Here is a 24,383-nt window from a genome sequence, read left to right as displayed (position 1 = left end):
CCCTCGCGCAGGTACCTCCCCGCGGTCGGCTAGACTCTGCCCGTCCCAAGGACCAGGGCTCGACATGACACGGATGTGGATCGTGGTGGGAGACCCCACCAGCAGCGGCGGCAAGGTGATCACCGGCTCGCCCTTCACCGCCATCGACGGCAAGCCCGTCGCGCGCATCACCGACAGCGCCAGCTGCCCGACGCACCAGGGCAGCTTCCCGATCGTCGACGGCGATCCGACCTGCATCGTGGACGGCCAACCCGTCGCCCTGCACGGCAGCAAGCTGTCGTGCGGATGCTCGGTGCTGGGCGTGGAGCAGATACGCGTACACGGCTAGCAGCCCCCCTCGGGGCGACCCCAGCACCGGGTTTGCCCCAGATTGCCAGCGCCCCGCAAAACCGGGAAAACAGTCCACACGCCATCGTATGGACCCCCGGCCATGACCGTATCCGCAATCTCCACCGCCGCCGTCGACGCCGCCCGCGGCATCGAGGCCCTCCAGCCGCTCCGCGACAACCCGCGCTACGAGGCGCTGGTCGACCGCTTCACGGCGCCCAACGCCACTGCCGAACAGCGCGCCGTCGCCTATGACCTGGTCGCCGGGCTGGAGTCGCGTGGGACCCTCACGGACGAGGCACTGGCCCAGCAGGGCGCGCAGGCCATCGCCGACAACCGGACCGTGCCGGTCAACGTCTCCGAGGTGGCGCCGCTGGTGCCGCCGGGCACCGCGCTCGGGCCGTTCGAGTCCAATGACGCCGCGGCCATCGCGATGATGAACTACTCCAACCCGCTGTCCATCCAGGCCAACCTGGAGAACGGCGGGCTGGTCTTCAGCAACGACGCCGGCGAGTTCTTCGTCACCACGCCGATGCCGGGCACCCTCGCCGGCTTCGATCCCAGCCAGGTGCCGCAGCCCGAGGGCATGACCCTGGAGGCCTGCTACCACGGCCACGCCGACTACTCGAAGGCGGACGGCACCCGCACCGACAAGCAGGGTGACGAGTTCAACAGCGACCACTTCTCCTCGCAGGACAAGCGCGTCGCCGATGGCGGGTACTGGGGCCCGGTGATCTACGTCTCCACGCCGAGCGGGGACTTCCGCAAGTACGATTCGGCGACCCGCCAGGACACGGTGATCCAGGAAGGCACCCGCGGGCGCGACACCCAGGAGCGTCCCGGGGTCCTGCCGCCGCCCGGTATCATGATTCCGGTCTGACCAACCCGGCCCTGCCGGTCCCTCCTGCTGAACGGACCGCCGCCTTGAAGAACCTACTGCCCACGGGATTGCTGATCATGACCACCTTCGCCAACGCCGCCTTCGCCACCGGCATCCAGCCCATGGAAAAGCCCGCGCTCGAACTGGACGGCACCGCCGTCCGCGCCCTCGCCGCCGCCCTGCCCGCCTTCGCCGGCAAGGCCCCCGGCTCGAAGCTCGACGACTACATCGTCCACGTGAACCCGGCCGAGGACGGCCTCGTCCAGGTGGTGTTCGAGCCCCGCCTGCCGGAAGGCCAGCCCCCCACCCTCGGCGGCAGCACCCCCGCCGGCCCCGAGGTCAACGTCTGGGTCCGCACCGAGGACTACGAGGTCGAGAAGACTTCCCTCGCCCGCTAACCCCCTCCCTCTCCTCTTCCTTCCCCAAGCTTTTCCCTTCCCCCGCCTGCGGGGGAAGGTGCCCGAAGGGCGGATGGGGGCCACCCCCGCGCCCCCCAAAATGCCCGACCTCGACCTCCGCGCCACAACCCACCTCCTCCTCCACGCCGCAGTCCCGCTCGCCATCGCCCGCGCCTTCTGGCCGGACCAATGGCGCCGCGCCGCCCTGTGGATGCTGGCCGGCTGGCTGATCGACGTGGACCACCTGCTGGCTGACCCGATCTATGCACCGGGCCGCTGCAGCATCGGCTTCCATCCCCTGCACACCTGGCCGGCCGTGCTGGCCTACGTGCTGCTCCTGCTGCCGCGCCGCACCCGCTGGCTGGGCATCGGACTGCTGGTCCACATCGCGCTGGACGCGATCGACTGCTGGCTGATGCACGGCGACGCGTGAGGCGCGCGCGTCGCGTCCAAGACCCGACCCGTCACGAACCTGGAAGCCAGCCGCGCGCCGCCCGGCCAACGGGTCGAAGGCGGTATCGTCAAGTCCGTCGCCTGATCCAGGAGGAATCCCCCAATGCAGAAACGTCCCCTTGGCCGCTCCGGCCTCGACATCGCACCGCTGGTCTTCGGCGGCAACGTGTTCGGCTGGACCGCCGACGAGGCGCGCTCCTTCGAGTTGCTCGACCGCTTCACCGCCGCCGGCTTCAACGCGATCGACACCGCCGATTCCTACTCCGCGTGGGGGCCCGGCCTGTCGGGCGGCGAGTCGGAGACCGTGATCGGCAAGTGGCTTGCGCGCCGCGGCCGGCGCGACGACGTGGTGCTGATGACCAAGGTGGGCATGTGGGAGCCGCGCAAGGGGCTGTCGGCGGCGAACATCGAAGCCGCCGCCAACGACTCGCTGCGTCGCCTGGGCACCGATTACCTGGACGTGTACTTCGCACACATCGACGACGGCACGGTGCCGCTGGAGGAGACGCTGGGCGCGTTCGCGAAGCTGGTCCAAGCCGGCAAGGTTCGGGCGATCGGCGCCTCCAACTACAGCGCCGCGCGGCTGCGCGAGGCCCTCGGGATCTCGGAAGCGCAGGGCCTTCCGCGCTACGAAGTCATGCAGCCGCGCTACAACCTGTACGACCGCGCGGACTTCGAGAACGAGCTGGCCGGCGTCGCACGCGAGCACGAACTGGGCGTGGTGAGCTATTTCTCCCTGGCCAGCGGCTTCCTCACCGGCAAGTACGGATCGGTCGAGGACCTGCAGGGCGCCGCCCGCGCCGGCATGCTGGAGGGCTATTTCGACGAGCGCGGAATGCGGGTGCTTTCGGCGGTGCGCGAGGTGGCGCGGGAGCTGTCCGCGACGCCGGCGCAGGTCGCGCTGGCCTGGCTGATGGCGCGCCCGGGCGTAACCGCACCGATTGCCAGCGCCACTTCGCTGGAGCAGCTCGACGACCTCACCAGGGCAGCCGGGCTGCGGCTGGATGAAGCGGCGATGGACAAGCTGGAGTCCGCCAGCGCCTGAGTCCGGCTCAGGTCTTTCCCGCCGACCTCGGGCGGGGCCTTGCCGCCGCCCGGTCGCCCAGGATCTCCTGCAACCGGGCGGCATCGGCAACCGCATGGCCGCCGGCCGTGTTGTCGAAGATGCACCAGGCCGGGGCACCGGACCCGGCCGCTTCGATCGCGTCCGCCAGCGCCTGAAGTGCCGCTTCGTCGTACTGGCTGTAGTAGGTCCGCGGTGAGCCGTGCCAGCGCCAGTACCGCCAGTGCGCAGCGGAGCCACCCGGCCATGCCGCCTCCGGTACGCGCGCGGGGTCGGCGGCGATCCGCGCCACTTCGAAGCGTTCCAGCACCGCCTCCGCCTTTGGCTCGAACCAGCTCGCCTGCCGCGGCTCGCAAGCCACCGGAAGCGGCGTGCGCCGCCGCAGCATCGCGAAGAAGGTGCCCGCCACCCGGGCGTCGTACGCCAGGCTAGGCGGCAACTGCACCAGCAGCCCGCCCAGCTTCGGTCCCAGGCCCGCCACCGAGTCCAGGAACCTGGACAGCTCGTCGCCCACGCCCCCCAGCCGCGCCTCGTGGGTGATGGCGCGCGGCAGCTTCACCGAGAACCGGAAGCCCGCCGGCACCGTGGCCGCCCAACGCTCGAAGGTTCGCGGCAGGTGCGGTCGGTAGAACGTCGAGTTGATCTCGGCGACCGGGAAGCGCGTGGCAAAGCGCGCCAGGTGGCTCCCGCCCTCGCCAAACAGCGCGGCATGGCGGGTGGGGATCGACCAGCCCGCGCAGCCGATGCACGCAAGCGGCGCCCGATGCCTGCTCACGAGATGCAACTGCGCAGCAGCAGGTTGAGGACGACCGTCAGCACGATCGAGGCGAGGATGCTGACGAGGCAACCGGAGGTTCGGATGCGGCGGGTTCCCATGGCGGTTCAGATGCCCAGCACGGTCCTCATGCGACCGAGTCTAGGCCCGCCGTGTCATGACGGCGTCCTCCCGCCACTACCGAACAGGTCTAGCATGGCCGGCATCGACACCAACGACACCAGCACGCCCGAGCCCCACTGCGCCGCCTGCGACGCCGTCTGCTGCCGCATGACCGTGGTCCTGCAGGAGGGCGACGATGTCGCCGAGCACCTCACCGATTACAGCGCGGCAGGCCAGCAGGTGATGGCCCGCGACGAGTTCGGCTGGTGCGTAGCGGTGGATCCCGCCGGCGGCGGCTGCTCGATCTACAGCTCGCGGCCCGACGTGTGCCGCCGCTTCCGCATGGGCGGGCCGTACTGCATCGCGATCCGCGAGGACTACTCGTGCCGGAACGCCAGGGGGATCCCGCTGGAAATGCTCTGAAGAGGAGCCTGGCCGCAATGCCGCTACCATCCGGGCATGAACCGACTCCTCCTTCTCGCCCTGCTGTTCATTGCCACGCCGCTGGCGCAGGCCTCCGAACCCGTCGCGACCGTCCGCGTGGCCTTCGACCGCGACGGCATCACCGCCACGCATGCCGAAGGCCTCGCCGACAAGGCCGCGGGCCGCGCGGTGACCGTGGATGACCCCGTCCGGGTGGCGTCCATCTCCAAGCTGGTCACGGCGATCGGGGTCATGCGGCTGGTGGAGGCCGGCATGCTGGACCTGGACGCGGATGTCAGCGACGCGCTGGGCTGGACGCTGCGCAACCCGGCCTTCCCGGATACCCCCATCACCCTGCGCCTGCTGCTGTCGCACCGCTCCAGCCTCACCGACGCCGCGGGCTACTGGCAGACCCCGCTCGGCGACGAGCTGCGCGCGATCGTCAACGACCCGCGGGCCTGGGACGAGGCGCACCCGCCAGGGACCTACTTCCGCTACGCGAACCTGAACTTCCCGCTGGTGGCGCAGGTGATGGAGCGGGCGACCGGCGAGCGCTTCGACCGCCTGATGGAGAGGCTGGTGCTGCGGCCGCTCGCACTGGAGGCCTGCTTCGGCTGGGCCGGCTGTTCCGACGAAGCCATCGCACGCGCCGTGGTGCTCTACGACGCGGAAGGCGAACCGATCAACGACAACCTGCAGGGAGCGCGGCCGGAATGCCCCACGGTGCGCGCGGCGGACGGCAGCTGCGACCTCTCGCAGTGGCGCGCCGGGGAGAACGGCGCGCTGTTCTCCCCGCAGGGCGGCCTGCGGATCTCCGCCCGGGGACTGGCCCGGATCGGCAGGCTGCTACTGGGCGATGGCGAAGTCGACGGCGTGCGCCTGCTCAGCCCCGCGTCGGTCGACGAGCTCACCGCTCCGGTTTGGCAGTACGCACCCGGCGGCGGCATGAGCGCGGAGGAGGAGACCGGCGACGGCGACGGGTTCTTCTGCCGCTACGGCCTGGCCACGCACACGCTGGCCACGCCGGTGGAAGGCTGCCGGGACGATCCGTTCGGCGATGGCATCGAGCGGGTCGGCCACTCGGGATCGGCCTACGGGCTGCAGTCGGGCCTGTGGGTGGACCGGGAAGGCGGCACCGGCGTGGTCTGGTACGCCACGGGCATGCCGGGTGAGCGGACCGGCGGGCGCTCGGCCTTCAGCGCGGTGGAGGAAGCCTTGGCATCGGGCAGTACCCCGGCGCCAGCGCGCAAGAGCGTGCGCGAATACGGCATCACCCCGGGCGTGCTGCCGCCCGGGCCGCTCAACGCCATCACCGACGTCCCGGGCGTGGCGGTCGGCCACACCACTCTTGTCCGCGGCGCGGACGTGCGCACCGGCGTCACCGCGATCCTTCCGCACACCGGCAACGTGTTCCAGGACAAGGTCCCGGCCGCGGTGCACGTGGGCAACGGCTTCGGCAAGCTGGCCGGCAGCACGCAGGTCGAGGAGCTCGGCACGCTCGAGACGCCCATCGTGCTGACCAACACCCTCAGCGTGGCGGCGGCCGTGGATGCGCTGGTAGACCACGCGTTCTCGTTCGAGGACAACGCCGGCGTGCACTCGGTCAACGCCGTCGTGGGCGAGACCAACGACGGCCACCTCAACGACATCCGTGGGCGGCACGTCACCCGGGCGGACGTGCTGGAGGCGATCGAATCGGCGCGCGGCGGGCCGGTCGCGCAGGGCAACGTGGGCGCGGGCACCGGCACGGTGGCCTTCGGGTTCAAGGGCGGGATCGGCACCTCCTCGCGGGTGCTGCCGGCCTCCCTGGGTGGCTACACCGTCGGGGTCCTGGTGCAGGCCAACTTCGGCGGGGTGCTTACCGTCGACGGCGTGCCGGTCGGCGAGGCGCTCGGCCAGCACTACCTCAGCGACGTGCTCAACGATCCCGCCGACGGCTCGTGCATGATCGTCGTCGCCACCGACGCGCCGCTGGACGCGCGCAACCTGGAGCGCGTGGCCAGGCGCGCGATGCTGGGCCTGGCCCGCACCGGCGGCATCGCGTCCAACGGCAGCGGCGACTACGTGATCGCCTTCTCCTCCGATCCGTCCGTGCGCATCCCGCACGAGTCCGGCAATCCGCTGCGGCAGGCGGCGGTACTGCGCAACGACGCCATGTCCCCCCTGTTCGGTGCGACCATCGAGGCCACCGAGGAAGCCATCCTCAACGCGCTCTTCCATGCCGAGACCATGACCGGCCGCGCCGGCAACACGGTCCAGGCACTGCCGATCGAGCAGGTCCTCGGCCTGCTCGACTGACGACCCGGAGGCCCCCATGCGATTCCACGCCCCGATCCTTCCCGCCCTGCTCGCCGTCGCGCTGGCCAGCGCCTGCAGCCCGGCCGATGACAGCGCACCACGCGCCACGGCGCCGGTTCCCGAGCCGGTTCCGGCGCCGCCACCCCCGCCGCTGCCCGAACCGGACACCGGACCCGAGCCCGCGGCGGCGACGCCCGCCAGCATCACCATCCCGGTGCGCTACCACGGCACCTGGGCGGCCGACGCCGAGGCCTGCGCGGACGGGGGCGACCTCACCCACCTGGTCATCCGCGCCTCGACCGTGGAGTTCTACGAGAGCACCGGCGAGGTGCTCGAGGTCGACGCCGGGGACGGCCAGATCGACGCCACCCTCCAGCTGTCCGGCGAGGGCGAGACCTGGGAGGACCGCTACGGGTTCCGGCTCTCGGACGACGGGCAGACCCTGACCGATACCGGCAGCGGACTGGTCCGCGTGCGCTGCGGCTGAGTCACCCGCGCCAGTTGGCGTGGGTGCGCCAGAACTCCACGCTGCGCCGGTACGCCTCGCGGTCGATCGGCACGCCCGACCCGCCCTCCTCCACCCCCAGCGCATTGCGCAGGATGGTGATCGGCGCCATCGGCGTTTCCTCGGGTTCGGCGGTGTACATGCAGCCGACCACGCCCCAGTCCGCGTCGATGGCCGTGCCCTCCTTCGCCAGCTGTTCGCGGCTGTAGAGGATGGCGATCAGGTAGTCGGCGACCGGCGGGTCCAGGCCCTCGAACCAGCGCACCAGCACCGGCAGTTCCTCCGGCGTGCGTGCTTCGTAGTCCGAGCGCAGCAGGTGCCGGTTGTCGTCGGTGATCGGCACCGCCAGGCAGCGGGTGGACGTCCAGTTGCGGTGCACGTGCAGCTTGCAGAACGGCGCGTAGCCGTCGAGCACCTTCACGGGCGAGGACTCGTTGAGGTGCCGCTCGAACTCTTCGGGCGTGATGTCCTGGATGGTGTTGCGGCGGTGCGCGCGGAACAGGCGCTTGCGGGCGAATTCGGTCAGGACGATGGAGGTCCCGGGTACAGTCGTGTTCATGCCCCCGATGGTACCTGCCCGTCGCGGCCACGCCGGAGCAGACGCCCGGCCCGCGCGGCCGGCTCGCCGTCCTCCAGCGCCGGCTGGCCGTTCACCAGCACCAGGTCGAAGCCCTCCGCCATCGCGGTCGGGTTGACGTAGTCGGCGTGCGCGCGCACCCGTGACGGGTCGAACAGCACCAGGTCGGCCTTCGCACCGGGGCGGACCACGCCACGGTCCGACAGCCCGAGGATCGACGCAGGGAACGAGCTCGCCTTGCGCACGGCCTCCTCCAGCGTGACCCGCGGCTCCCGGACGGCGAAGTCCTCGATCCAGCGGGCGAAGGTGCCGGCGCCGCGAGGATGGCTGCCGCCGGGCGAGCCATCGGAGGCGACCGCCACCCGCGGATCGAGCAGCAGCCGGTCCTGCAGTGCCTTGTCCATCACGAAGTGGGCGGCCTGGCCGCCACCGGGGCCGATCTCGAGCAGTGCGTCGGCGAACGGCACGCCCTTGGCCGCGGCGACCTGCGCCAGCGTGCTGCCCGCATGCGGGCCCGTCCCGAACAGCAGGGCTTCCGGTCCGCCGCGCTGTTCCATCCTGCGCTGCAGGTAATCGCGCAGTTCGTCACGGCGCGCGGCACCCACCGCGGCGTAGTCGTTCGGGGGCAGCGCCCACTCCGGGAACAGGATCGCCACCCCGGTGTAGCTCGCCTCGTAGGGGTAGGCATCGGCGGTCAGCGGCTGTCCCGGCCTGCGCAGGGAGTCGATGAACTCCAGCAGCGCCACGGCCTCGGACTCGTCCCTGCCGTAGACCATCTTCAGGTGGGAAATGTGTGCCCGCGCGGGGCCACTGGCCTCGACCAGCTCGCGGATCGAGGCGCGCACGTCGCTGGCATCCTCCGAGCGCATGTGGCTCATCGCGACGCCGCCGAAGCGCGCGACCACCGGCCCCAGGCTCGCCAGCTCGCGCTTGCCCGCATAGCGGCCGGGCACGTACTCCAGCCCGGTCGACAGCCCGTAGGCACCGGCGCGCAGGTCCGCCTCGAGGACGGCCTGCAGGCGCTCCAGTTCGACATCCGAGGGCTCGCGCGTGCCGTCGCCGATCCCGGCGCGGCGGCGCAGCGCGCCGTGGCCGGACAGCGTGGCGACATTGATGTCAGGCGAGGCGGCATTCACCGCGTCCATCCACGCCGGCAGGCTGCCGGGCTCCCGCCCCGCGTTCTCCAGCGAGGGACTGCCGCCGTCCTGACCGAGCACCACCGTGGTCACGCCCATCGCCAGGAAGGGGGTGAACGCCGAGCGCAGCGGGTTACCGTGGGTGTGCAGGTCGATGAAACCCGGCGCGAGCACCCGGCCCCCGCCCTCGACTACCCGGAGTCCGCGCGCACGTGCGTCCGGCACCCGGCCGATGTGCTCGATCCTGTCGCCACGCACCAGCACGTCGGTACGCCGCCCGGGTGCACCGGTGCCGTCGACCAGCAGCACGTCGCGCAGCAGCCAGCCGGGGACACGCGCTTGGCCCGGCACCACTGAGCCTGCGATGCGCGGCAGCAGCGCGTACGCGCCACCGGCCAGCATCGCTCCGAGGAACACCCTCCTGGACCACCCCTTGTTCATCCCGTCTCCCCATCCGCTGCCGATCACCCCATGGTAGATCGGGACCCGCCTGGCAGGCCCGCATGAGACACTGGCCGCCCGTTTTCACAGGAGACTTCGTGGCCAAGCCCAATTATTCATTTGAGAAGCGCCAGCGCGAGCTGGCCAAGAAGAAGAAGAAAGAGGAAAAGGAAGCAAAGAAGCGCGCGGGACGCGATTCCGCCGCCGCGGGTGAGCCGGACGACGACGCCGGGTCCGCGGATCCGCACCGCTGAGCCCGCCGGCCCGTTCCTTGACGCACCCTTGACAGCCGCATTCATACCGTCGCCCGGCTGACAGGGGAGCAGCAGATGCAGTATCCAATCGCGGAGAGATACGGACCGGGGCTTGGTGACACCTCGCGCCAGTTCGAGCTGCTGGTCAACTCCGTCACCGACTACGCCATCTACATGCTCGATGCGGAGGGCTACGTCCGCAGCTGGAACCCGGGCGGCGAGCGCATCAAGGGCTACATTGCGGACGAGGTCATCGGCACGAGCTTCTCGCGCTTCTATGACGCCGCGGACGCCGAGGCCGGGCTGCCGTGGACGAACCTGGAGACCGCCCGCAACGAGGGCCGCTACAGCGGCGAGGGCTGGCGGCTGCGCAAGGACGGATCACGCTTCATGGCCAGCGTGGTGATCGATCCGATCTGGGAGGGCGGCCAGCTGATCGGCTTCGCCAAGATCACGCGCGACGTGACTGCGCGGTACGAGGCCGAGCAGCGCCTGGAACAGGCACGCCAGTCGCTGTTGCAGGCGCAGAAGATGGAAGCCATCGGCGAGCTCACGCTCGGCATGGCGCACGACTTCAACAACCTGCTGACCATCATCCTCAACAGCCTGGATGCGATCGGCAGCGCCAGCGCCGACCAGCGCATCGGGCGGATGGTGGAGACCGCCACCCGCGCCTCCGAGCGCGGCATCGTGCTCACGCGGCAGCTGCTCGCCTTCGGGCGCGGCCAGAACCTGGCGCCGGAAGCGGTGGACGCCAACGCCCTGGTCGAGGCCGACCGGGACCTGTTCCGCCGCTGCGCCGGCGACCAGGTGACCGTGCGCCACGAGCTCACCCCTGGGCTGCCGGCCATCCACGTGGACCGCGCGCAGCTGGAGGCCGCCCTGCTGAACCTGATCAGCAACAGCCGCGACGCGATGCCGTCCGGTGGCACCATCACCCTGTCCACCGCGCCGGCGGTCGGCCCCGCCCCCGCGGAGCACCCCGTCGAACCGGACGCGCTGCGGTTCGTCGCGATCACCGTCGCCGATGACGGCACCGGCATTCCGGAGGAGCTGCAGGAGCGGGTGTTCGAACCGTTCTTCACCACCAAGGACGTGGGCCGCGGCAGCGGCCTCGGGCTCAGCCAGGTCTTCGGCTTCGCCTCCCAGTCCGGCGGGCACGCCCACCTGGACAGCGCGCCCGGCCGCGGCACCCGCGTGACCCTCGTCCTGCCCGTGACCCCGGATCCCCGATGACGCCGCTCCACGTCCTGCTGGTGGAAGACGAACCGGACCTGCGGCTCCTCGTCGAGGATGCCCTCTCCCACCGCGGGATCGAGGTCACGGTGGCGAGGAACGGCGCGGAGGCACTGGAGCGACTGCGCGGGTCCGGCGGCTATTCCCACGTGGTGACCGACGTGTGCATGCCGGAGGGCGTGTCGGGACTCCAGGTGGCGAACGAAGCGCTGGAGCGCCATCCGTCGGTGCAGGTCATCGTGGTGTCGGGCTACCAGCGCTCGCAGCTGCCGCCGATCCCGGACGCGATGACCTTCCTGCCCAAGCCGTACCGGATGCACCAGCTGTTCGCCGCACTCGGGGCCTAGCGCGGGTCGGCCCGCTTGCCGGCGGGAATGGTGAGCATGATCGACGCGATCGCCGCCACGACCATCAGCACGTTGAAGCCCAGCGCGACCATCGCGGCCTCGCGCACCGCCAGGTTGTCGGTGCGCCCGGCGAAGGTGATCACCCCTTCCAGCCAGCGCACGCCCTCGCCGGTCCCCAAGGCGGTGAAGATCGCCCCGGAAATCGCCACCCCCAGCGCCGCGCCCAGTGACGAGGCCATCTTGTAGATGCCCGCGCCGGAACCGGACTGCTCCATCGGAAGGTTGGCCAGTGCCGCGTCGGTGGACGGCGTGGCGTAGAACGCCAGGCCCAGGCCAAACAGCGTGTAGCCGATGATGGCGACCAGCCGGTAGGAGTCGAGCATCACGTTGGTGGGCATCAGCAGCACGATCGCCAGGCCGGTGATCGCGCAGCCCCACACCATCGGCTTGCGGGGGCCGAATCGCTGCAGCAGCTTCTCGCCGACCCGGATGAAGGCGATGATCGCGATCGCATAGCCCAGCGTGAGCATCCCCGCCTGCTGCGCGCTCATGCCGCCGCCCATCTGAACCAGCTGCAGGGACACCAGCTGCATGCCGACGGTCGCGTTGATCAGGAAGTTGGACAGCGTCGCGCCGGTGTAGGTGCGGTTGCGGAACAGCCCCAGGTCGACGAAGCCGTCGCTCTTGCTTGACTCGATGCGGTAGAACGCCACCGCGGCGACCACCGTCACGGCCGCAAGGCCCAACGCCAGCGGGCTCGCCCAGCCGAGCGTGGCCCCCTGCAGGACCAGCACCTGCAGCGCGATCATCGCCACCATGAAGGTCAGCACGCCGGCGAAGTCGAAGCGGTACGGGCCGCTGCTGTCCGCCTTGCTCTCGGGCGTGCCGCGGATCATCCACAGTCCCACCAGCGACACCGCGATCGACAGGAAGAAGATCCAGCGCCAGCCCAGCGACTGCGCCACCAGTCCCCCGAACAGCGCGGCCAGGCCACCGCCGCCCCAGGAGCCGATCGACCACAGGCTCACCGCGCGCTGGCGCGCCGCGCCGTCCCAGTACGCCTTCACCAGTGACAGGCTGGCCGGCATGATGCAGGCGGCCGAAAGCCCCTGCAGCGCGCGGCCGAGCAACAGCATGCCCGTCCCCAGCCCCCCTGCCGGCGCCAGCCCGACCAGCAGCGACCCGGCGATGCCGAGCATGAAGCCGGTCCGCAGGACGCGCATGCGGCCGAAACGGTCCGCCAGTCCGCCGGCGACCACGATGAAGATCCCGGAGAACAACGCCGCGGCGGCCACGGCGCCGGTCATGGTGCCCGCCCCGATGCCGAGGTCGCGCTGCATGTCGGGGGCGATGTTGAGGGTGCTCTGGGCGAACAGCCAGAACGTCAGCACCCCGAGGATCATGCCCACCAGCAGGCGGTCGTTGCCGACGAAGCCCGCCGGCTCCTGGCGCGCGCGAGGTGGGACGGGAATCGAACCGGCGACGGTGCTCATGGCGTGCCTCCTCCAGGGTTGCCGGTTCGCGCCGGCGCGCAGAGCCAGGCCGAAGCCGCGCCCAGCATGGCTTCCAGTCCGGTCCTCAGGGTCGGGTCCAGCACCGGCGCGAAGCGTGGCGAGTGGTTGCTCGGGATGTCCTTGAGGCGTCCCTCGCGCCGGTGCTGTTCATAGGTGTCCGGATCGGTACCGCCCACGAACCAGAACACGTACGGCACGCCCCAGGCGCGCCCGAACTCGCTGAAGTCCTCGCTCGCCGCGGCCGGCTTCGTCTCGTACACCCGGCTCTCGCCGAACTGGCTCCGGAACGCCTCCACCACCCGCGCGGTCGCCTCCGGATCGTTGTCGGTGAGCGGATAGCGGCTGAGGGTGGTGAACTCCGGCGGCTTCGGCGCGGCGGAGGCATCGGCCTCGGCACAGCAGATGCGCTTCACCGCGCCCAGCATGTGCTCGCGCACGCCCTCGTCGTAGGTGCGCATGTTGAGCTTGATGGTGGCCTCTTCCGGGATGATGTTCTCCTTGGTCCCGGCCTGCAGCGAACCGATGGTCAGCACCGCGCTGTCCAGCGGCGAGACCTCGCGCGAGACCACCGTCTGTAGCCGCAGCACCGTCGACGCCGCCATGACCACCGGGTCGACCGAGTTCTGGGGTTGCGAGCCGTGCGCGCCCCGCCCGTGGAGCGTCACCTGCAGGCTATCGCCTGCCGATAGGATGACGCCCGGCCGGTAGCTGACCGTCCCCGCCGGGCCCACCATCACGTGCTGGCCTAGGACCACGTCGGCCTGCGGCAGGCCCGCCTGGTCCCAGTCGGCCACCATGGCCGCGGCGCCCTGGGCCACCTCCTCGCCAGGCTGGAAGACCACCAGCACGGTGCCGCTCCAGGCATCCCGCGCCTCGGCAAGCACCCGCGCCGCCCCCATCAGCCAGGCCATGTGCAGGTCGTGCCCGCAGGAATGCGCGACGCCCGGAACCCGGCTGGAGTACGGCAGCCCGGTGTCCTCCGGCATCGGCAGCGCGTCCATGTCGCCGCGCAGCATGACCGTCGGCCCCTCGCCGTTGCGCAGCACGCCGACCACGCCGGTGATGCCGACCCCGCGGGTCACCTCGTACCCGAGCCCTTCGATGTAGTCGGCGGCGATTCCCGCGCTGCGATGCTCCTCCATCGACAGCTCCGGGTTGCGGTGCAGGTCCTTGTAGATCTCCAGCAGCCCGGGGGCGATTTCTTCGAATCGGGCTGCGAGCGCTTCGGTGAGCGGGTTCATCAGGCCTCCTCGTCACGGTCCATGCCGCGGGGTACCGGTCAGGCGAGCATGTGCCAGTCCGGGCGGCAACCGCGTGAAGCCCGATTGCCGGTGCAACCGCGGACCGCAAGGTCCATGGCTTCTGGCGCAGGTCCCTGGCGCCCGTTATCGTTCCCCCGCCAGCACGGCACCGGGGACCCGACGTGAGCGAAGACACCATCACCGATCCGGGCGGGGAGCCGATTCCCCCGCCCGCGCCGCGCTGCGAGAACTGCGCCGCCCCGCTCCAGGGCCCGTACTGCCATGACTGCGGCCAGTCGGTGCACAACCCGGTGCGCCACCTCGGCCATGCCGTGGAGGAGTTCTTCGAGGCCTTCTGGCACCTCGACGGGCGCGTGTTCCGCACCCTGCGCGACCTGTGGGTTCCTGGGCTGGTGGCGATCAACTACCTCGCCGGTCACCGCGCCCGCTATATCGCGCCGCTGCGGCTGTTCGTGATCCTGAGCGTCCTGACCTTCTTCATCGGCACCCTGGCGGTGCACGTGGACGGCGACGTGGTCCAGGTCAGCGGCGTGGAGGAGATCGCCGCGGCCGGCAGCGTCGAAGAGGTGGAGGCGATCCGCGACCGCATGCTCGGGGAACTGGCGCAGGCACGCTCGGGGCCGGACAAGGACACTCCGGCGCTGGACGCCGTGCTCGCCACCGCCGAGGGGCGCCTGCGCGAGGCGGCCGCCCGGCGCGCCCGGGAGCTCGGGACTTCTCCGGATGGCGCGGAGCCGGTCCCGACCGGGTCGCGCCTTCGCGTGGACCTGTTCGGGCACCGGGGCGACTGGGATGCCGAGACCAACCCGATGCGCATCGGCTGGCTGCCCGGCTTCGCCAACGACTGGCTCAACCGGCGCATCGGCAACCTGCAGGCCAACATGCAGTCCGGCGAGGGCTTCGGCGCGGACACCTGGCTGCGCGCGATCATGTCGGGCGCGCCCACCGCGCTGTTCCTCCTGGTGCCGGTGCTGGCCCTCATGCTGAAGGTGGCGTACCTCAATACCCCGCGGCTGTACCTGGAGCACCTGGTGGTGGCGCTGTACAGCCACGTGTTCCTGCTGCTGATGCTGTTGCTGGCGTTCCTGCTGCTGGCCGTCGGCGAATGGATCGCGTGGCCGCCGCTGCACGTCGTCCTCAACCTGCTGCTCGCGGCGGCCTTCCTGTGGATGCCGGCGTACCTGCTGCTGATGCAGAAGGCGGTGTATGGGGAATCGTGGTGGCTGACCGCCCTCAAGTACCTGGTCGTGGGCGGCATCTACCTGCTGATGCTGATCGTGGCCACCCTGCTGCTGTTCCTCGGCCAACTGACGTCCGGTTGAGGACCGGGCGGCGCGCGTTGGCGGGTGCGACAATGGCCGCCCGCCCACCAGGACGCACCCGCATGCCCAACCCGAAGCATGGCCGCTGAGGACCCCCTGCACATCGACGTGCTGTCGATCATGTCGCAGGTCGTCTACGGCAGCGTCGGCAACACCATCACCGTGCCGCTGCTGCAGCGCCTGGGGCTGGCCGTGGCCGCGGTGCCGACCGTGGTGCTCAGCAACACCCCGCACTACCCCACCGTGCACGGCGGCGCGCTGCCGGTGGACTGGTTCGCGGGCTACTTGGACGACCTGGTCGCGCGCGACGCCCTGCAGCACCTGCAGGCGGTGGTGGTCGGCTACCTGGGCAGCCGCGGGCAGTTCGAGGCGCTGCTGGACTGGTGGGACCGCGGACAGGGCCGGCCGGCGGACGCGATGCTGGTCATCGACCCGGTCATGGGCGACCACGACCACGGCGTATATGTCGATCCCACGCTGGTCCGCACCTTCCGCGAGCGGTTGGCCGGCCATGCAACCGGCCTGACCCCCAATGGCTTCGAGATCGCCCAGCTGACCGGGATGCCGGTAGGCACCGTCGACGAGGTGATCGCCGCCGCGCGCACGCTGCTGGTCGGCCGCACCCAGTGGCTGGCCGTGACCAGCGCCGCGCCGGACACCTGCGCCGATGACGAGATGAAGATCGCCGTGGTCACCCGCACCGGTACCGAGGTGCTGGTGCATCCGCGGCTGCCGATCACGCCCAAGGGCACCGGCGACCTGTTCACCGCGACCGTCGCCGCGAGCCTGCTGCAGGGCCACGGCATCGTCGACGCGGCCACCCGCGCCTACGAAGCGGTGCTTGCCGCCCTCCGCCATACCAACGAGGCCGGCTGCAGCGAGCTGCTGCTGCCGCCCGGGACCCTGACCCAGTGAGAACCCCTGCAAGCCTGCTGACGCTGATCGAGGAAGGCGTCATCGACGAAGTGCTGCGCCCGCTCAAGAGCGGGAAGGAGGCGGCGGTGTACGTCGTCCGCTCCGGCGACGAGGTGCGCTGTGCCAAGGTCTACAAGGACATGGCCCAGCGCAGCTTCCAGAAGCGCGTGCAGTACCAGGAAGGCCGCAAGTCGCGCGGCAGCCGCGAGGCGCGCGCCGTGGCCAGCGGCAGCCGCTACGGCCGGCGCCAGCAGGAAGAGGAGTGGAAGAACACCGAGGTCGACGCGCTGTACCAGCTGCGCGCGGCCGGCGTCCGCGTGCCGGAGCCGCACGGCTTCTTCCACGGCGTGCTGGTGATGGAACTGGTCACCGGCCCGGATGGCTTTTCCGCCCCGCGCCTGGGCGAGGTCGAGCTCAGCGCCGAGCAGGCACGCGAGTTCCACCGGGTGCTGGTGCGCGACGTGGTGCGGATGCTGTGCTGCGGCCTGATCCACGGTGACCTGTCGGCGTACAACGTGCTGGTCGGCCCCGACGGCCCGGTGATCATCGACTTCCCGCAGGTGGTCAACGCCGCCGGCAACAACGCCGCGCGCACGATGCTGCTGCGCGACGTCAACAACCTCACCGCGGCCCTGGGCCGCTGGGCGCCGGAATTGCTCGACACCTGGTACGGCGAGGAGATGTGGGCGCTGTTCGAGGCCGGCCGCCTGCAGCCGGACACCCCGCTGACCGGGAAGTACACCTTCGACGAGCGCGAGGTGGACCTGGACAGCGTGCGCGAGGCGATCAACGACGCCCGCGAGGTCGCCCTGATCCGCCAGCAGGGCCGCGAAGCGCGCGACGAGGACGAATACTAGCCATGGGTGCCACTCGCACTGAACCCGCCACCATCCTCCTGCACAAGCCGGAGGGATACGACGCCATCCGCGGCCCGCGTCCCGCCGCGGACCTGGTGAGGCCGGACACGCACTGGGACGGGGATGCCTCGGGCGTGGTCCAGGTGCCGGAGCACTTCAAGTACCTGACCCCGCTGGTGCCGCTGGAAACCGACGCCAGCGGCCTCGTGGTGCTTACGCAGGACCGCCGCGCCCGGCGCCGGCTGACCGAGGACGTCGCCCAGATCGAACAGGAGTTCGTGGTCGAGACCCGCGGCGAGATCGCGCCCTACGGGCTGGCCCGGCTCAACCACGGCCTGCAGTTCAACGGACGCGCCCTGCCCCCGTGCAAGGTGAGCTGGCAGAACGAGTTCCGCCTGCGCTTCGCCCTCAAGGATGTGCAGCCGGGCCAGCTGCGCGACGTCTGCGCGCAGGTCGGCCTGGAGGTGGTCGCGATCCGGCGCATCCGCATCGGCCGGATACCGCTGGCGAAGATGCCGGTGGGCAGCTGGCGCTACCTGCCGCCCGGCGAGAAGTTCTGAGCGACAACTACCCGTAGCGTGCGCGGTGCTGCTCAAGGGTGCGCTCCACCCGTGCAACGGCGGCCTCGACCTCCTGCGCGAAGCCGCCTTCGGGCAACCGGCGCACCGCGGAGTGCGCCGCGCAGACGATGCGGGTGTCGGCCCAGCTTCGCGCCAGCCCCCGTGCCCAGGCGGCGTAGTCATCGGCGGCGCCGGGCTCGGGCCGAAGTGCCTTCGGCAGCATCGGGTGCATGCGAAGCGACGACTGGGGCAGGACCCGGCCCAACGCGCCCGGCGCGGCCATGACGTTGAAGGTGTCGTCCACGTGGACGATGCCGCTCGCGCGGTGCCGCACCAGCACCGAGGCGACGTGGACGCGCTCGTCCGGGCAATGGAAGTCCACCCCCTCCGGCACGGAAAGGTCGAACACATCCGCCAGCGGGTGGTCCTCGCCCCACGCCTCCACCGGCGCTCCGGCCCAGGGGAGTGACGGGAAGAGCCGCCGGTGGCGCGCGGTCCCGTACAGCGTCGCCGTCGGGAACAGCCGGTGCGTGTCCTCCACGTGCAGGGTGTGGAAGGGATGCACGTGGACCACCGCGTCGACCTGCTGCCCGTTGCCGGTCAGCGCCAGCAGCGCGTCCCGGTCCGCGCCCTCGGGCCCGCAGCCGTCGACCACCACGAAGCGGCTGTCGGCGCGCTGCACCACGGACATGTGGGTGCCGATGTCGAGCACGCCGGCGATGCGCTGCACGCCCCGCAGGTTCCAGAAGTCCGCGGCCAGTTTCTGCATGCGGCCAGCATAGTCGGGTAACGTGAACGATCCGGCTTCCCCTATGAAGCCGGCACTACTGCAAGGAGCACCTTCGATGAACCCCAAGCCTGTCTTCGCCTCGATCCTCCTCGCCACGCTTGCTGCCGCCGCCCCGGCCGGTGCCGCGGAGCAGATACACGATCCGGTGGGCTTCGGGGCCGGCCAGCGGATCCCGGCGACGTTGACGCTGAACTTCTCCGAGGACGGGCGGGACGCCCGCATTACCCCCATCTACAGCAACTACCGCCCCAAGGTCGTCTTCAACGGCCGCGAGGTGATTTGCATGATCCGCTTCGCACCGGAGATCGGCACCATCGCGCCCGGGGAGTCGGGCGAGGTGAACCTCGACTGCAAGGATCCGGTATCGGTGGCTCGTGCCGGCACGCGCATGATCGTCCGCGAGGGCCGCAAGGATGTGGGCTACGTGGACATCCATCTGCCGCCCGCACCGGACGGGGACACGCCGGACGGGGAACAGGCACGGTAGTGGGACTCCCCGTAAAGGTGGCCGCCGGCGCGCTGCTCGTGCTGGCGGCCAACCTGCACGCGCAGGACATCGGCAGCGACTGGCCCGAGGGCAGTTCGATGCACACGCTGCACATGGAGTCGAAGCGCTTGGACAGCGCCCACGCGGCGCTGTCCGACGCCCACGCCGGCCTGCTCGCCCGGCTGGAGCGGATGGGCGGCGGCGCACCGGTCCTTGCCGGTGAGGTCGCACTGCATCACGAGCGGTGGGTGGCGTACAGAAAGGCGGACTGCGAACTGTCCGGCACGCTCACCGGTGCCGGTGGCGCATGGCCCGCGGTCCACGGACTGACCTGTGAACGCACCCAGGTCGAAAACCGGGCCCGCGCCGTGGATACCGTCCGCCGCTGCCTGGAGGGTCTCCCGCCGGATCACGCCCGGTTCGAGCAGCTGGAGTGCCTCGAGGGGCTCGTGGACGGATTCGACCACGGGTACTGAGTTCGTCACGCCGCGTAGCCGAAACTACCCGGCATGACCTGGATCCTCGAAAACCACCAGTTGATCGCCGCCCTGACCAGCATGGGGATGCTGGTCGTGTGGATCACCTACCTGCAGCTGTTCCTGGCGAGCTACCGGCGCCAGCGCAAGGCCACCATCCTGATCCGGCTCGGGCAGGGCCGCGGCCTGGACGCGCACTGCCTGGTGACCAACATGAGCGCGGAGCCGATCTACCTGCACACCCTCGTCGCACGCCTGGACGGGCCCGGCGGGACCATGGCCTGCCCCATCACCGAGCTCGACGGCGAGGACTTGATCGCGGACGCCGATCCGCGGCTGCGGACCCGGCAGGGCCCGCTGGGCAGTGGCGAGATCCGTGACATCGGCACCGTCCGGGCCATCCTCGAGCATGTCCGCCGGACGCAGGCGGACGGATCAGGCGACGTGCCTTCCGGGTCGGGGACGCACACGCTGCAGATCCGCATCATCGCCATCTACGGGTCGGAGGACCTGCCGGTCGCCGCCGAACGCAGTTTCGACATACTCGACGGCGAGGCCGGCCCGCGCCTGCGGCCGCGCAGCTACGGCGCGGTGCAGGTCCGGTCGCGGCGCGAGCGCAAGGCACTGGCACGCGACCTCGCCGAGGAGACCCAGCCACTCGTGTAAAAACACGCACCACCCCTTCCGCGCAGGAAAGCACCTGATGTTCGTGATCGACCAGCTCCTACTCCTGGCCGCCGTGCTCATCCTGCTCGGGGTGGTCTCCAGCCGGGCCTCCGCGCGGCTGGGGCTTCCGGTGCTGGTGCTGTTCCTGATCGTCGGCATGCTGGCCGGCGAGCGCGGCATCGGCGGCATTCCGTTCGACAGCCCGGCCACGGCCCACGCGCTGGGCACGATGGCGCTGGCGCTGATCCTGTTCGACGGTGGACTGCAGACGCCATTGGCCGCGATCCGGTCGGTATGGAAACCCGCCACCGCGCTGGCCACCGTGGGCGTGCTGGTTACTGCGATCGTCACCGGCGTGGCGGCGGCCTGGATCCTCGACTGGCCGTTGCTGGGCGGGCTGATGATCGGCGCGATCGTCGGCTCCACCGATGCCGCGGCCGTGTTCGCGCAGCTGCGCAACGCGGGCATCCACCTGCGCAAGCGGCTGAAGTCGGTGCTGGAGGTGGAAAGCGCCTCCAACGACCCGATGGCGATCTTCCTGACCATCGGGCTGATCGAGGTACTCGCCAACGAGGTGCCACTGGGGTTCGGCCTGGTCAAGCTGTTCCTGATGCAGATGGGCGTGGGCGCGCTGGTGGGCGTGGGCGTCGGGCGCGGCACGGTCGCGCTGCTCAAGCGCATCCGCCTGCAGGCCTCGGGCATGTACCCGGTGCTTGTGACCGCGTGCGGCCTGCTCGCCTTCGGGCTGGCGGCCAACCTGGGGGGCAGCGGATTCCTGGCGATCTTCATCGCCGGCACCCTGGTGGGCAACAGCCACTTCGCATTCAAGCGCATGGTGATCCTGTTCCACGACGGCCTGGCGTGGCTGGCGCAGATCACCATGTTCGTGGTGCTCGGCCTGCTGATCGACCCGCTGGCGCTGACCGCGGTCTGGGTCGAGGGGCTGCTGATCGCGCTGGCGCTGATGCTCGTGGCGCGCCCGCTGGCGGTGTGGCCGCTGCTGCCGCTGTTCGGCTTCAACGCGCGCGAGACGGCGCTGGTGTCGTGGGTCGGGCTGCGCGGCTCGGTGCCGATCGTGCTGGCGATCTTCCCGCTGCTGTTCGAGCTCCCCGGCGCGGCGGTGATCTTCAACGTCGTGTTCTTCGTCGTGCTGATCTCGGCAATCGTCCAGGGCTCCACGATCGCCTTTGCCGCGCGGCGGCTGGGGCTGGCCGAGGGCCAGCCGCCGCGCCCCGCCGCCACTCTGGAGATCACCTCGCTGGGTGACGTCAACGCCGACATCGTCGAGTACACCCTCTCCCCTGACTCGCGCGCGGTCGGCCGGCGCCTGTCGCGCATGGCGCTGCCGGAGGACACGGTGATCGCGATGATCACCCGCGGCGAGGAGGTGATCCCGCCGCGTGGCTCCACCCCGCTGCACGCCAACGACCACCTGTTCGCGGTCCTGCGCCCCGTCACCCGCCCATTCGTGGACCGCGCCTTCTCGCAGGCGGCCGACACCGCCGAGCCGCTGCCGCAGGTGGAGATCCGGCTCAAGGGCGGGACCACGGTGGAGGACGTGCGCAACTCCTACGGCGTCAACCTGCCCGGTGGCGACCACGACACCCTGGAGCGCCTGGTGCGTCGCCACTTGGACGAAGCGGATCCCGAGGTCGGCACCACGGTCGCGCTGGACGGCACGCGCCTCCAGGTGTGCGCGATGGACGGCACCCGGGTCACGGCCGTGGGGATGCTGGCGGCGGAGGCCGAGGCGCCGCTGGCCGATGCCGGCCTGGAGCCTGGCAGCGCCACCTAGGTCGCAGGCGCGCTCAGCTCTCGAATACTGGCTGGAAGCCGCCCCAGATCATCCGCTTGCCGTCGAAGGGCATGTCCATGTCCGCCATGGCGGGATCGTTCTGCATCTTCTCCCAGGCGGCGTCGGCGGTGGCCTTGTCCGGCCAGATGAGCCAGGAGAAGACCACCTGCTCGCCGTCTTCCAGCTTCACCGCGCGCTTGAAGTCGGTGGTCTTGCCGTCCTCGATCTGCTCGCCCCAGGCCTCCACCTGCTGCAGCGCGCCGTAGCGCTTGAACAGGGGCCAGGCGTCCTGGGCGGACTTGATGTAGCGGTCCTTGTTGGCGGTGGGCACGGGGGTGAGGAAGCCGACTACGTAGGTCATGGGAGTGCTCCATGGGTGGGAGACGGGGCCGTTGAGACCCGGGGTACATCGAGGTGCAATGGGGTGCACCGGGGGAGAACGGCGGCCATCGGTGGCGGCGGCCGGGCCCCACCGGTGACCTCAGCGCGCAAGCAGGCGCCGGGTCCAGTCCAGCAGCACGGCCGGAAGGCGCTCCGGCGTCGACAGCAGCGCGTAATGGGCGGGCCCGAACACCTGCGGCAGGTAGCCCGGTGCCTGCAGGTCCACGGTCAGGCAGAACGGGAACAGGCCCTGCAGCCGGGCCTCGGTGACCGCCTGGCGCATGTCCTCCACGCCGTACACGCCGTCGTAGCGGTCGGCGTCATTGGGCTTGCCGTCCGACAGCATCAGCAACAGGCGGTGCTCGGCCGCCTGCCGCATCAGCAGGGATGTCGCGTGGCGGATGGCGGCGCCGGCGCGGGTGTAGTTCTCCGGCTCGAGGCCGGCGATGCGCAAGGCCACTTCGTGCCCGTAGGCCTCGTCGAAGTCCTTCAGCATCCGCATCGTCACCCCGTGCGGCCCCTCGCCGGAGAATGCCACCACCGAGAACGGCTCGCCGAGACCCTGCAGTGCCATGCACACCAGCAGCAGGGCCTCGCGCTCGACGTCGATCACCCGCCGGCCGCTGCCGATGAACCCGTCGGTGGAGCCGCTGGCGTCCACCAGCAGGGTCACCGCGATGCTGCGGCGGCCGGGCCGGCGCGACTCGTACAGGCCCTCGGGCAGCACGCCGCCGGCGCGCAGGTCGGCGCGGCCCTCCACGCAGGCGTCGATGTCGATGTCCTCGCCCTCGCCCTGCCGGCGCAGGCGCACCCGCTCCGGGCGCAGGGCCTCGAACTGCCGGCGGATGCCGTCCAGGTGCGAGCGGTGGCGCGCCAGCGTGGCCTCGACCCAGGCGGGCGAACCGTGCACCGGCGGCAGCATGCGCACGGTGGCGCCGTGCTCGAGGTAGGACGCGCTGGCGTGGTCCCACTCCGGGTACCGGAAGCGGGTGCCGCCCTCATCCCGGTCATCGAACGTGATCTGCGCGCGGCTGGCCGGCGGATCATCCGACAGCAGCACTTCCCGCGGCGGATCGGGCGCGGCCACCATGCGCGTGGAGGCGAGTTCGGACAGCATGTCGCCGTACTCGTCGGCACTGGTCTCGTCATCGCGGTCCACCGGCCGCTGCAGGCCGAACGGATCCTCGGCCACCTCGTGCGGCGCGTCCTGCTGGATCATCCACACGCCCGGGTCGCCGGGCTTGTCCTCGTCCTCGGTTGCCTCGCGCTCGTCGGGACGGCGTTCCATGCGGGCGGTGCGCACCTTCCCCTCGTTGTCGTCCTTCGTGCCTTGGGCGGAAGGGGTGCCGTCGACCAGGTGGGCGGCCCCGCCGCCCTCGCGCAGTTCGCCGGTCCACCAGTCGCGGTAGAGCGGCATCGGGCCGAGGCGGCGTACCTCGGCCGGGTCGAGCGCCCACTCCGCGAGCAGCTGCCGCGCGCGAGTCAGTGAGTCCTCAACCGTGCCCGCCTCCACGGTCGGCGCGCTGGCGTCGATGCCGCCCCCCAGGATGCCGCGCACCAGCCTTTCCAGCGGCTGCCGCGCCGGCGCCAGGGACTCGACCGGTGGCCGCCCTGCGAGCGCCAGCTTGCGCAGCCGCTGCAGGTCCGGCACCACGCCCGGAAACCCGCGCGCCACGGCCCGTTCGGCAGCCTGCGCCTCCAGCACCAAGGCGGTATCGCGCAGCAGGGCGTCCGGCTTGGCCAGTAGCGCCGGGGCCGTGCCGCGCATGGCGCGAAAAGCCTGCTGCATCGCGATCGCGCGGTAGAGCCCGGACGCTTCCGCCAGGTCGCACGTCTCCAGGTGCGCCGGCAGCCATAGCGTGTCGCCGTTGGTCGCCGGCACCGCCTTCCGGTGGCGGGGATACATGCGCGGATTGAACAGCCGGTGCAGCACCGTCGGGCGCGCCGGCGGGAGCGCCACGCGCATCGGCAGGCTGGTTCCGCACGCGGCCGAGACCAGCAGGTCCAGCCGCCGCGCCAGCGACGCAAGCGCTACCGGCGCGTCGGGCTCGCTCGCGTAGTGCCGCCGCCAGGTGTCGCGGATGAAAACGGTCGCGTGGCGCGCAACGTCGACGACCAGGTCTTCGGCTTCGGCCACATCCGC

General features: G+C 71.0%; 27 protein-coding genes. 19 read left to right on the top strand and 8 right to left on the bottom strand.

Going from position 1 to position 24,383, the window contains the following annotated elements:
* Window positions 1-64: 64 nt before the first annotated feature.
* The 5 genes from G545_RS0100630 to G545_RS0100610 all read left to right on the top strand — a co-directional run bounded on the left by G545_RS0100630 (window position 65) and on the right by G545_RS0100610 (window position 3,103).
* Window positions 65-328, top strand: a complete 264-nt coding sequence (locus tag G545_RS0100630; RefSeq protein WP_052106507.1) for a PAAR domain-containing protein — start codon at window positions 65-67, stop codon at window positions 326-328.
* Between the two features lie 102 nt (window positions 329-430).
* A complete protein-coding gene (locus G545_RS14835) occupies window positions 431-1,207 on the top strand; it encodes a DUF4329 domain-containing protein (RefSeq protein ID WP_052106508.1) in 777 nt (258 codons plus the stop codon).
* A gap of 44 nt (window positions 1,208-1,251) precedes the next feature.
* Window positions 1,252-1,605, top strand: coding sequence for a hypothetical protein (locus G545_RS0100620; RefSeq protein ID WP_154656469.1), 354 nt, complete (start codon window positions 1,252-1,254; stop codon window positions 1,603-1,605).
* Between the two features lie 100 nt (window positions 1,606-1,705).
* Window positions 1,706-2,038 (top strand): DUF6122 family protein, encoded by a 333-nt coding sequence (locus tag G545_RS0100615; protein WP_027068702.1) that lies wholly within the window; start codon window positions 1,706-1,708, stop codon window positions 2,036-2,038.
* Window positions 2,039-2,161: 123 nt separating this feature from the next.
* Entirely contained in the window at window positions 2,162-3,103 is a 942-nt protein-coding gene (locus tag G545_RS0100610; protein WP_027068701.1) for an aldo/keto reductase, read from the top strand.
* Between the two features lie 7 nt (window positions 3,104-3,110).
* On the opposite strand, the gene G545_RS13005 is transcribed toward G545_RS0100610, so the two are convergent.
* Window positions 3,111-3,896, bottom strand: coding sequence for a DUF72 domain-containing protein (locus G545_RS13005; RefSeq protein ID WP_052106509.1), 786 nt, complete (start codon window positions 3,894-3,896; stop codon window positions 3,111-3,113).
* A 195-nt stretch (window positions 3,897-4,091) separates the two neighbouring features.
* Here G545_RS13005 and G545_RS13000 point away from each other — a divergent pair, with 195 nt between their 5' ends.
* From G545_RS13000 to G545_RS14830, 3 genes are read left to right on the top strand one after another with little or no spacing between them, the layout of a single operon-like run.
* Window positions 4,092-4,421 (top strand): YkgJ family cysteine cluster protein, encoded by a 330-nt coding sequence (locus G545_RS13000; RefSeq protein ID WP_052106510.1) that lies wholly within the window; start codon window positions 4,092-4,094, stop codon window positions 4,419-4,421.
* Between the two features lie 36 nt (window positions 4,422-4,457).
* Window positions 4,458-6,719 (top strand): P1 family peptidase, encoded by a 2,262-nt coding sequence (locus G545_RS15135; RefSeq protein ID WP_081677645.1) that lies wholly within the window; start codon window positions 4,458-4,460, stop codon window positions 6,717-6,719.
* A 16-nt stretch (window positions 6,720-6,735) separates the two neighbouring features.
* Window positions 6,736-7,206: a hypothetical protein gene (locus tag G545_RS14830; RefSeq protein ID WP_052106511.1), complete on the top strand. Its 471-nt coding sequence runs from the start codon at window positions 6,736-6,738 to the stop codon at window positions 7,204-7,206.
* A 1-nt stretch (window position 7,207) separates the two neighbouring features.
* Here G545_RS14830 and G545_RS0100575 read toward each other — a convergent pair whose 3' ends face one another.
* Entirely contained in the window at window positions 7,208-7,783 is a 576-nt protein-coding gene (locus tag G545_RS0100575) for a DUF3228 family protein (protein ID WP_036135882.1), read from the bottom strand.
* Window positions 7,780-9,378 (bottom strand): N-acyl-D-amino-acid deacylase family protein, encoded by a 1,599-nt coding sequence (locus tag G545_RS0100570; RefSeq protein ID WP_027068698.1) that lies wholly within the window; start codon window positions 9,376-9,378, stop codon window positions 7,780-7,782. Before G545_RS0100570 ends, G545_RS0100575 begins: the two co-directional genes overlap by 4 nt.
* Window positions 9,379-9,476: 98 nt before the next feature.
* Here G545_RS0100570 and G545_RS15750 point away from each other — a divergent pair, with 98 nt between their 5' ends.
* The 3 genes from G545_RS15750 to G545_RS0100555 all read left to right on the top strand — a co-directional run bounded on the left by G545_RS15750 (window position 9,477) and on the right by G545_RS0100555 (window position 11,215).
* The gene (locus G545_RS15750) at window positions 9,477-9,632 is read left to right on the top strand and encodes a hypothetical protein (protein ID WP_169449564.1); all 156 of its coding nucleotides are present in this window, start codon (window positions 9,477-9,479) and stop codon (window positions 9,630-9,632) included.
* Window positions 9,633-9,707: 75 nt separating this feature from the next.
* Complete coding sequence (locus G545_RS0100560) at window positions 9,708-10,868, top strand: two-component system sensor histidine kinase NtrB (RefSeq protein ID WP_027068697.1); 1,161 nt, start codon at window positions 9,708-9,710, stop codon at window positions 10,866-10,868.
* On the top strand, window positions 10,865-11,215 hold the full coding sequence (locus G545_RS0100555) for a response regulator (protein ID WP_027068696.1): 351 nt from the start codon (window positions 10,865-10,867) through the stop codon (window positions 11,213-11,215). The genes G545_RS0100560 and G545_RS0100555 overlap by 4 nt, the downstream gene beginning before the upstream one ends.
* Here the strand turns inward: G545_RS0100555 and G545_RS0100550 are convergent.
* Together G545_RS0100550 and G545_RS0100545 are read right to left on the bottom strand one after the other, a co-directional pair.
* Window positions 11,212-12,708, bottom strand: coding sequence for an MFS transporter (locus tag G545_RS0100550; RefSeq protein ID WP_027068695.1), 1,497 nt, complete (start codon window positions 12,706-12,708; stop codon window positions 11,212-11,214). The two genes, G545_RS0100555 and G545_RS0100550, sit on opposite strands and share 4 nt — an antisense overlap.
* Window positions 12,705-13,970 (bottom strand): amidohydrolase, encoded by a 1,266-nt coding sequence (locus G545_RS0100545; RefSeq protein WP_027068694.1) that lies wholly within the window; start codon window positions 13,968-13,970, stop codon window positions 12,705-12,707. Before G545_RS0100545 ends, G545_RS0100550 begins: the two co-directional genes overlap by 4 nt.
* Window positions 13,971-14,152: 182 nt before the next feature.
* Between G545_RS0100545 and G545_RS0100540 the strand changes: the two genes are divergently transcribed.
* From G545_RS0100540 to G545_RS16070, 4 genes are all read left to right on the top strand, one after another.
* Window positions 14,153-15,313: a DUF3667 domain-containing protein gene (locus G545_RS0100540; protein ID WP_052106512.1), complete on the top strand. Its 1,161-nt coding sequence runs from the start codon at window positions 14,153-14,155 to the stop codon at window positions 15,311-15,313.
* Window positions 15,314-15,391: 78 nt separating this feature from the next.
* Window positions 15,392-16,228 carry a pyridoxine/pyridoxal/pyridoxamine kinase gene (gene pdxK, locus G545_RS0100535; RefSeq protein WP_027068692.1) on the top strand — a complete coding sequence of 279 codons (837 nt, stop codon included), beginning with the start codon at window positions 15,392-15,394 and terminating at the stop codon, window positions 16,226-16,228.
* Window positions 16,225-17,085 (top strand): PA4780 family RIO1-like protein kinase, encoded by an 861-nt coding sequence (locus tag G545_RS0100530; protein ID WP_027068691.1) that lies wholly within the window; start codon window positions 16,225-16,227, stop codon window positions 17,083-17,085. The genes pdxK and G545_RS0100530 overlap by 4 nt, the downstream gene beginning before the upstream one ends.
* Window positions 17,086-17,087: 2 nt before the next feature.
* On the top strand, window positions 17,088-17,645 hold the full coding sequence (locus tag G545_RS16070) for a pseudouridine synthase family protein (RefSeq protein ID WP_036135886.1): 558 nt from the start codon (window positions 17,088-17,090) through the stop codon (window positions 17,643-17,645).
* A gap of 7 nt (window positions 17,646-17,652) precedes the next feature.
* Here the strand turns inward: G545_RS16070 and G545_RS0100520 are convergent, their stop codons facing one another.
* The gene (locus G545_RS0100520) at window positions 17,653-18,414 is read right to left on the bottom strand and encodes an MBL fold metallo-hydrolase (RefSeq protein ID WP_027068690.1); all 762 of its coding nucleotides are present in this window, start codon (window positions 18,412-18,414) and stop codon (window positions 17,653-17,655) included.
* A gap of 76 nt (window positions 18,415-18,490) precedes the next feature.
* Here G545_RS0100520 and G545_RS14825 point away from each other — a divergent pair, with 76 nt between their 5' ends.
* Genes G545_RS14825 through G545_RS0100500 form a run of 4 tightly spaced genes read left to right on the top strand, consistent with a single transcriptional unit; the run spans window position 18,491 to window position 21,859 of the window.
* A complete protein-coding gene (locus G545_RS14825; RefSeq protein WP_052106513.1) occupies window positions 18,491-18,922 on the top strand; it encodes a hypothetical protein in 432 nt (143 codons plus the stop codon).
* Complete coding sequence (locus G545_RS0100510; protein ID WP_154656468.1) at window positions 18,922-19,398, top strand: lysozyme inhibitor LprI family protein; 477 nt, start codon at window positions 18,922-18,924, stop codon at window positions 19,396-19,398. The genes G545_RS14825 and G545_RS0100510 overlap by 1 nt, the downstream gene beginning before the upstream one ends.
* A 33-nt stretch (window positions 19,399-19,431) precedes the next feature.
* Window positions 19,432-20,064: a hypothetical protein gene (locus G545_RS0100505; RefSeq protein ID WP_027068688.1), complete on the top strand. Its 633-nt coding sequence runs from the start codon at window positions 19,432-19,434 to the stop codon at window positions 20,062-20,064.
* Between the two features lie 37 nt (window positions 20,065-20,101).
* Window positions 20,102-21,859: a potassium/proton antiporter gene (locus G545_RS0100500; protein WP_027068687.1), complete on the top strand. Its 1,758-nt coding sequence runs from the start codon at window positions 20,102-20,104 to the stop codon at window positions 21,857-21,859.
* A gap of 13 nt (window positions 21,860-21,872) precedes the next feature.
* On the opposite strand, the gene G545_RS0100495 is transcribed toward G545_RS0100500, so the two are convergent.
* Together G545_RS0100495 and G545_RS0100490 are read right to left on the bottom strand one after the other, a co-directional pair.
* Window positions 21,873-22,220, bottom strand: coding sequence for a DUF1428 domain-containing protein (locus G545_RS0100495; protein ID WP_027068686.1), 348 nt, complete (start codon window positions 22,218-22,220; stop codon window positions 21,873-21,875).
* Between the two features lie 120 nt (window positions 22,221-22,340).
* Window positions 22,341-24,377, bottom strand: a complete 2,037-nt coding sequence (locus G545_RS0100490) for a nitric oxide reductase activation protein NorD (RefSeq protein WP_027068685.1) — start codon at window positions 24,375-24,377, stop codon at window positions 22,341-22,343.
* Window positions 24,378-24,383 lie beyond the last annotated feature (6 nt).

This window comes from Lysobacter defluvii IMMIB APB-9 = DSM 18482, assembly GCF_000423325.1.
Taxonomy (GTDB): Bacteria; Pseudomonadota; Gammaproteobacteria; order Xanthomonadales; family Xanthomonadaceae; genus Novilysobacter; species Novilysobacter defluvii.
Note: the sequence above shows the minus strand (reverse complement) of the source record. Positions and strands in the feature narration are given on the sequence as shown.

Bases quoted from the DNA above. Each gene is read 5' to 3' on its own strand.
- G545_RS0100630 (WP_052106507.1), top strand. From the start codon at position 65: ATGACACGGATGTGGATCGTGGTGGGAGACCCCACCAGCAGCGGCGGC.
- G545_RS14835 (WP_052106508.1), top strand. From the start codon at position 431: ATGACCGTATCCGCAATCTCCACCGCCGCCGTCGACGCCGCCCGCGGC.
- G545_RS0100615 (WP_027068702.1), top strand. From the start codon at position 1,706: ATGCCCGACCTCGACCTCCGCGCCACAACCCACCTCCTCCTCCACGCC.
- G545_RS0100610 (WP_027068701.1), top strand. From the start codon at position 2,162: ATGCAGAAACGTCCCCTTGGCCGCTCCGGCCTCGACATCGCACCGCTG.
- G545_RS13000 (WP_052106510.1), top strand. From the start codon at position 4,092: ATGGCCGGCATCGACACCAACGACACCAGCACGCCCGAGCCCCACTGC.
- G545_RS15135 (WP_081677645.1), top strand. From the start codon at position 4,458: ATGAACCGACTCCTCCTTCTCGCCCTGCTGTTCATTGCCACGCCGCTG.
- G545_RS14830 (WP_052106511.1), top strand. From the start codon at position 6,736: ATGCGATTCCACGCCCCGATCCTTCCCGCCCTGCTCGCCGTCGCGCTG.
- G545_RS0100575 (WP_036135882.1), bottom strand. From the start codon at position 7,783: ATGAACACGACTGTACCCGGGACCTCCATCGTCCTGACCGAATTCGCC.
- G545_RS0100570 (WP_027068698.1), bottom strand. From the start codon at position 9,378: ATGAACAAGGGGTGGTCCAGGAGGGTGTTCCTCGGAGCGATGCTGGCC.
- G545_RS0100560 (WP_027068697.1), top strand. From the start codon at position 9,708: ATGCAGTATCCAATCGCGGAGAGATACGGACCGGGGCTTGGTGACACC.
- G545_RS0100555 (WP_027068696.1), top strand. From the start codon at position 10,865: ATGACGCCGCTCCACGTCCTGCTGGTGGAAGACGAACCGGACCTGCGG.
- G545_RS0100550 (WP_027068695.1), bottom strand. From the start codon at position 12,708: ATGAGCACCGTCGCCGGTTCGATTCCCGTCCCACCTCGCGCGCGCCAG.
- G545_RS0100545 (WP_027068694.1), bottom strand. From the start codon at position 13,970: ATGAACCCGCTCACCGAAGCGCTCGCAGCCCGATTCGAAGAAATCGCC.
- pdxK (WP_027068692.1), top strand. From the start codon at position 15,392: ATGGCCGCTGAGGACCCCCTGCACATCGACGTGCTGTCGATCATGTCG.
- G545_RS16070 (WP_036135886.1), top strand. From the start codon at position 17,088: ATGGGTGCCACTCGCACTGAACCCGCCACCATCCTCCTGCACAAGCCG.
- G545_RS0100520 (WP_027068690.1), bottom strand. From the start codon at position 18,414: ATGCAGAAACTGGCCGCGGACTTCTGGAACCTGCGGGGCGTGCAGCGC.
- G545_RS14825 (WP_052106513.1), top strand. From the start codon at position 18,491: ATGAACCCCAAGCCTGTCTTCGCCTCGATCCTCCTCGCCACGCTTGCT.
- G545_RS0100505 (WP_027068688.1), top strand. From the start codon at position 19,432: ATGACCTGGATCCTCGAAAACCACCAGTTGATCGCCGCCCTGACCAGC.
- G545_RS0100500 (WP_027068687.1), top strand. From the start codon at position 20,102: ATGTTCGTGATCGACCAGCTCCTACTCCTGGCCGCCGTGCTCATCCTG.
- G545_RS0100495 (WP_027068686.1), bottom strand. From the start codon at position 22,220: ATGACCTACGTAGTCGGCTTCCTCACCCCCGTGCCCACCGCCAACAAG.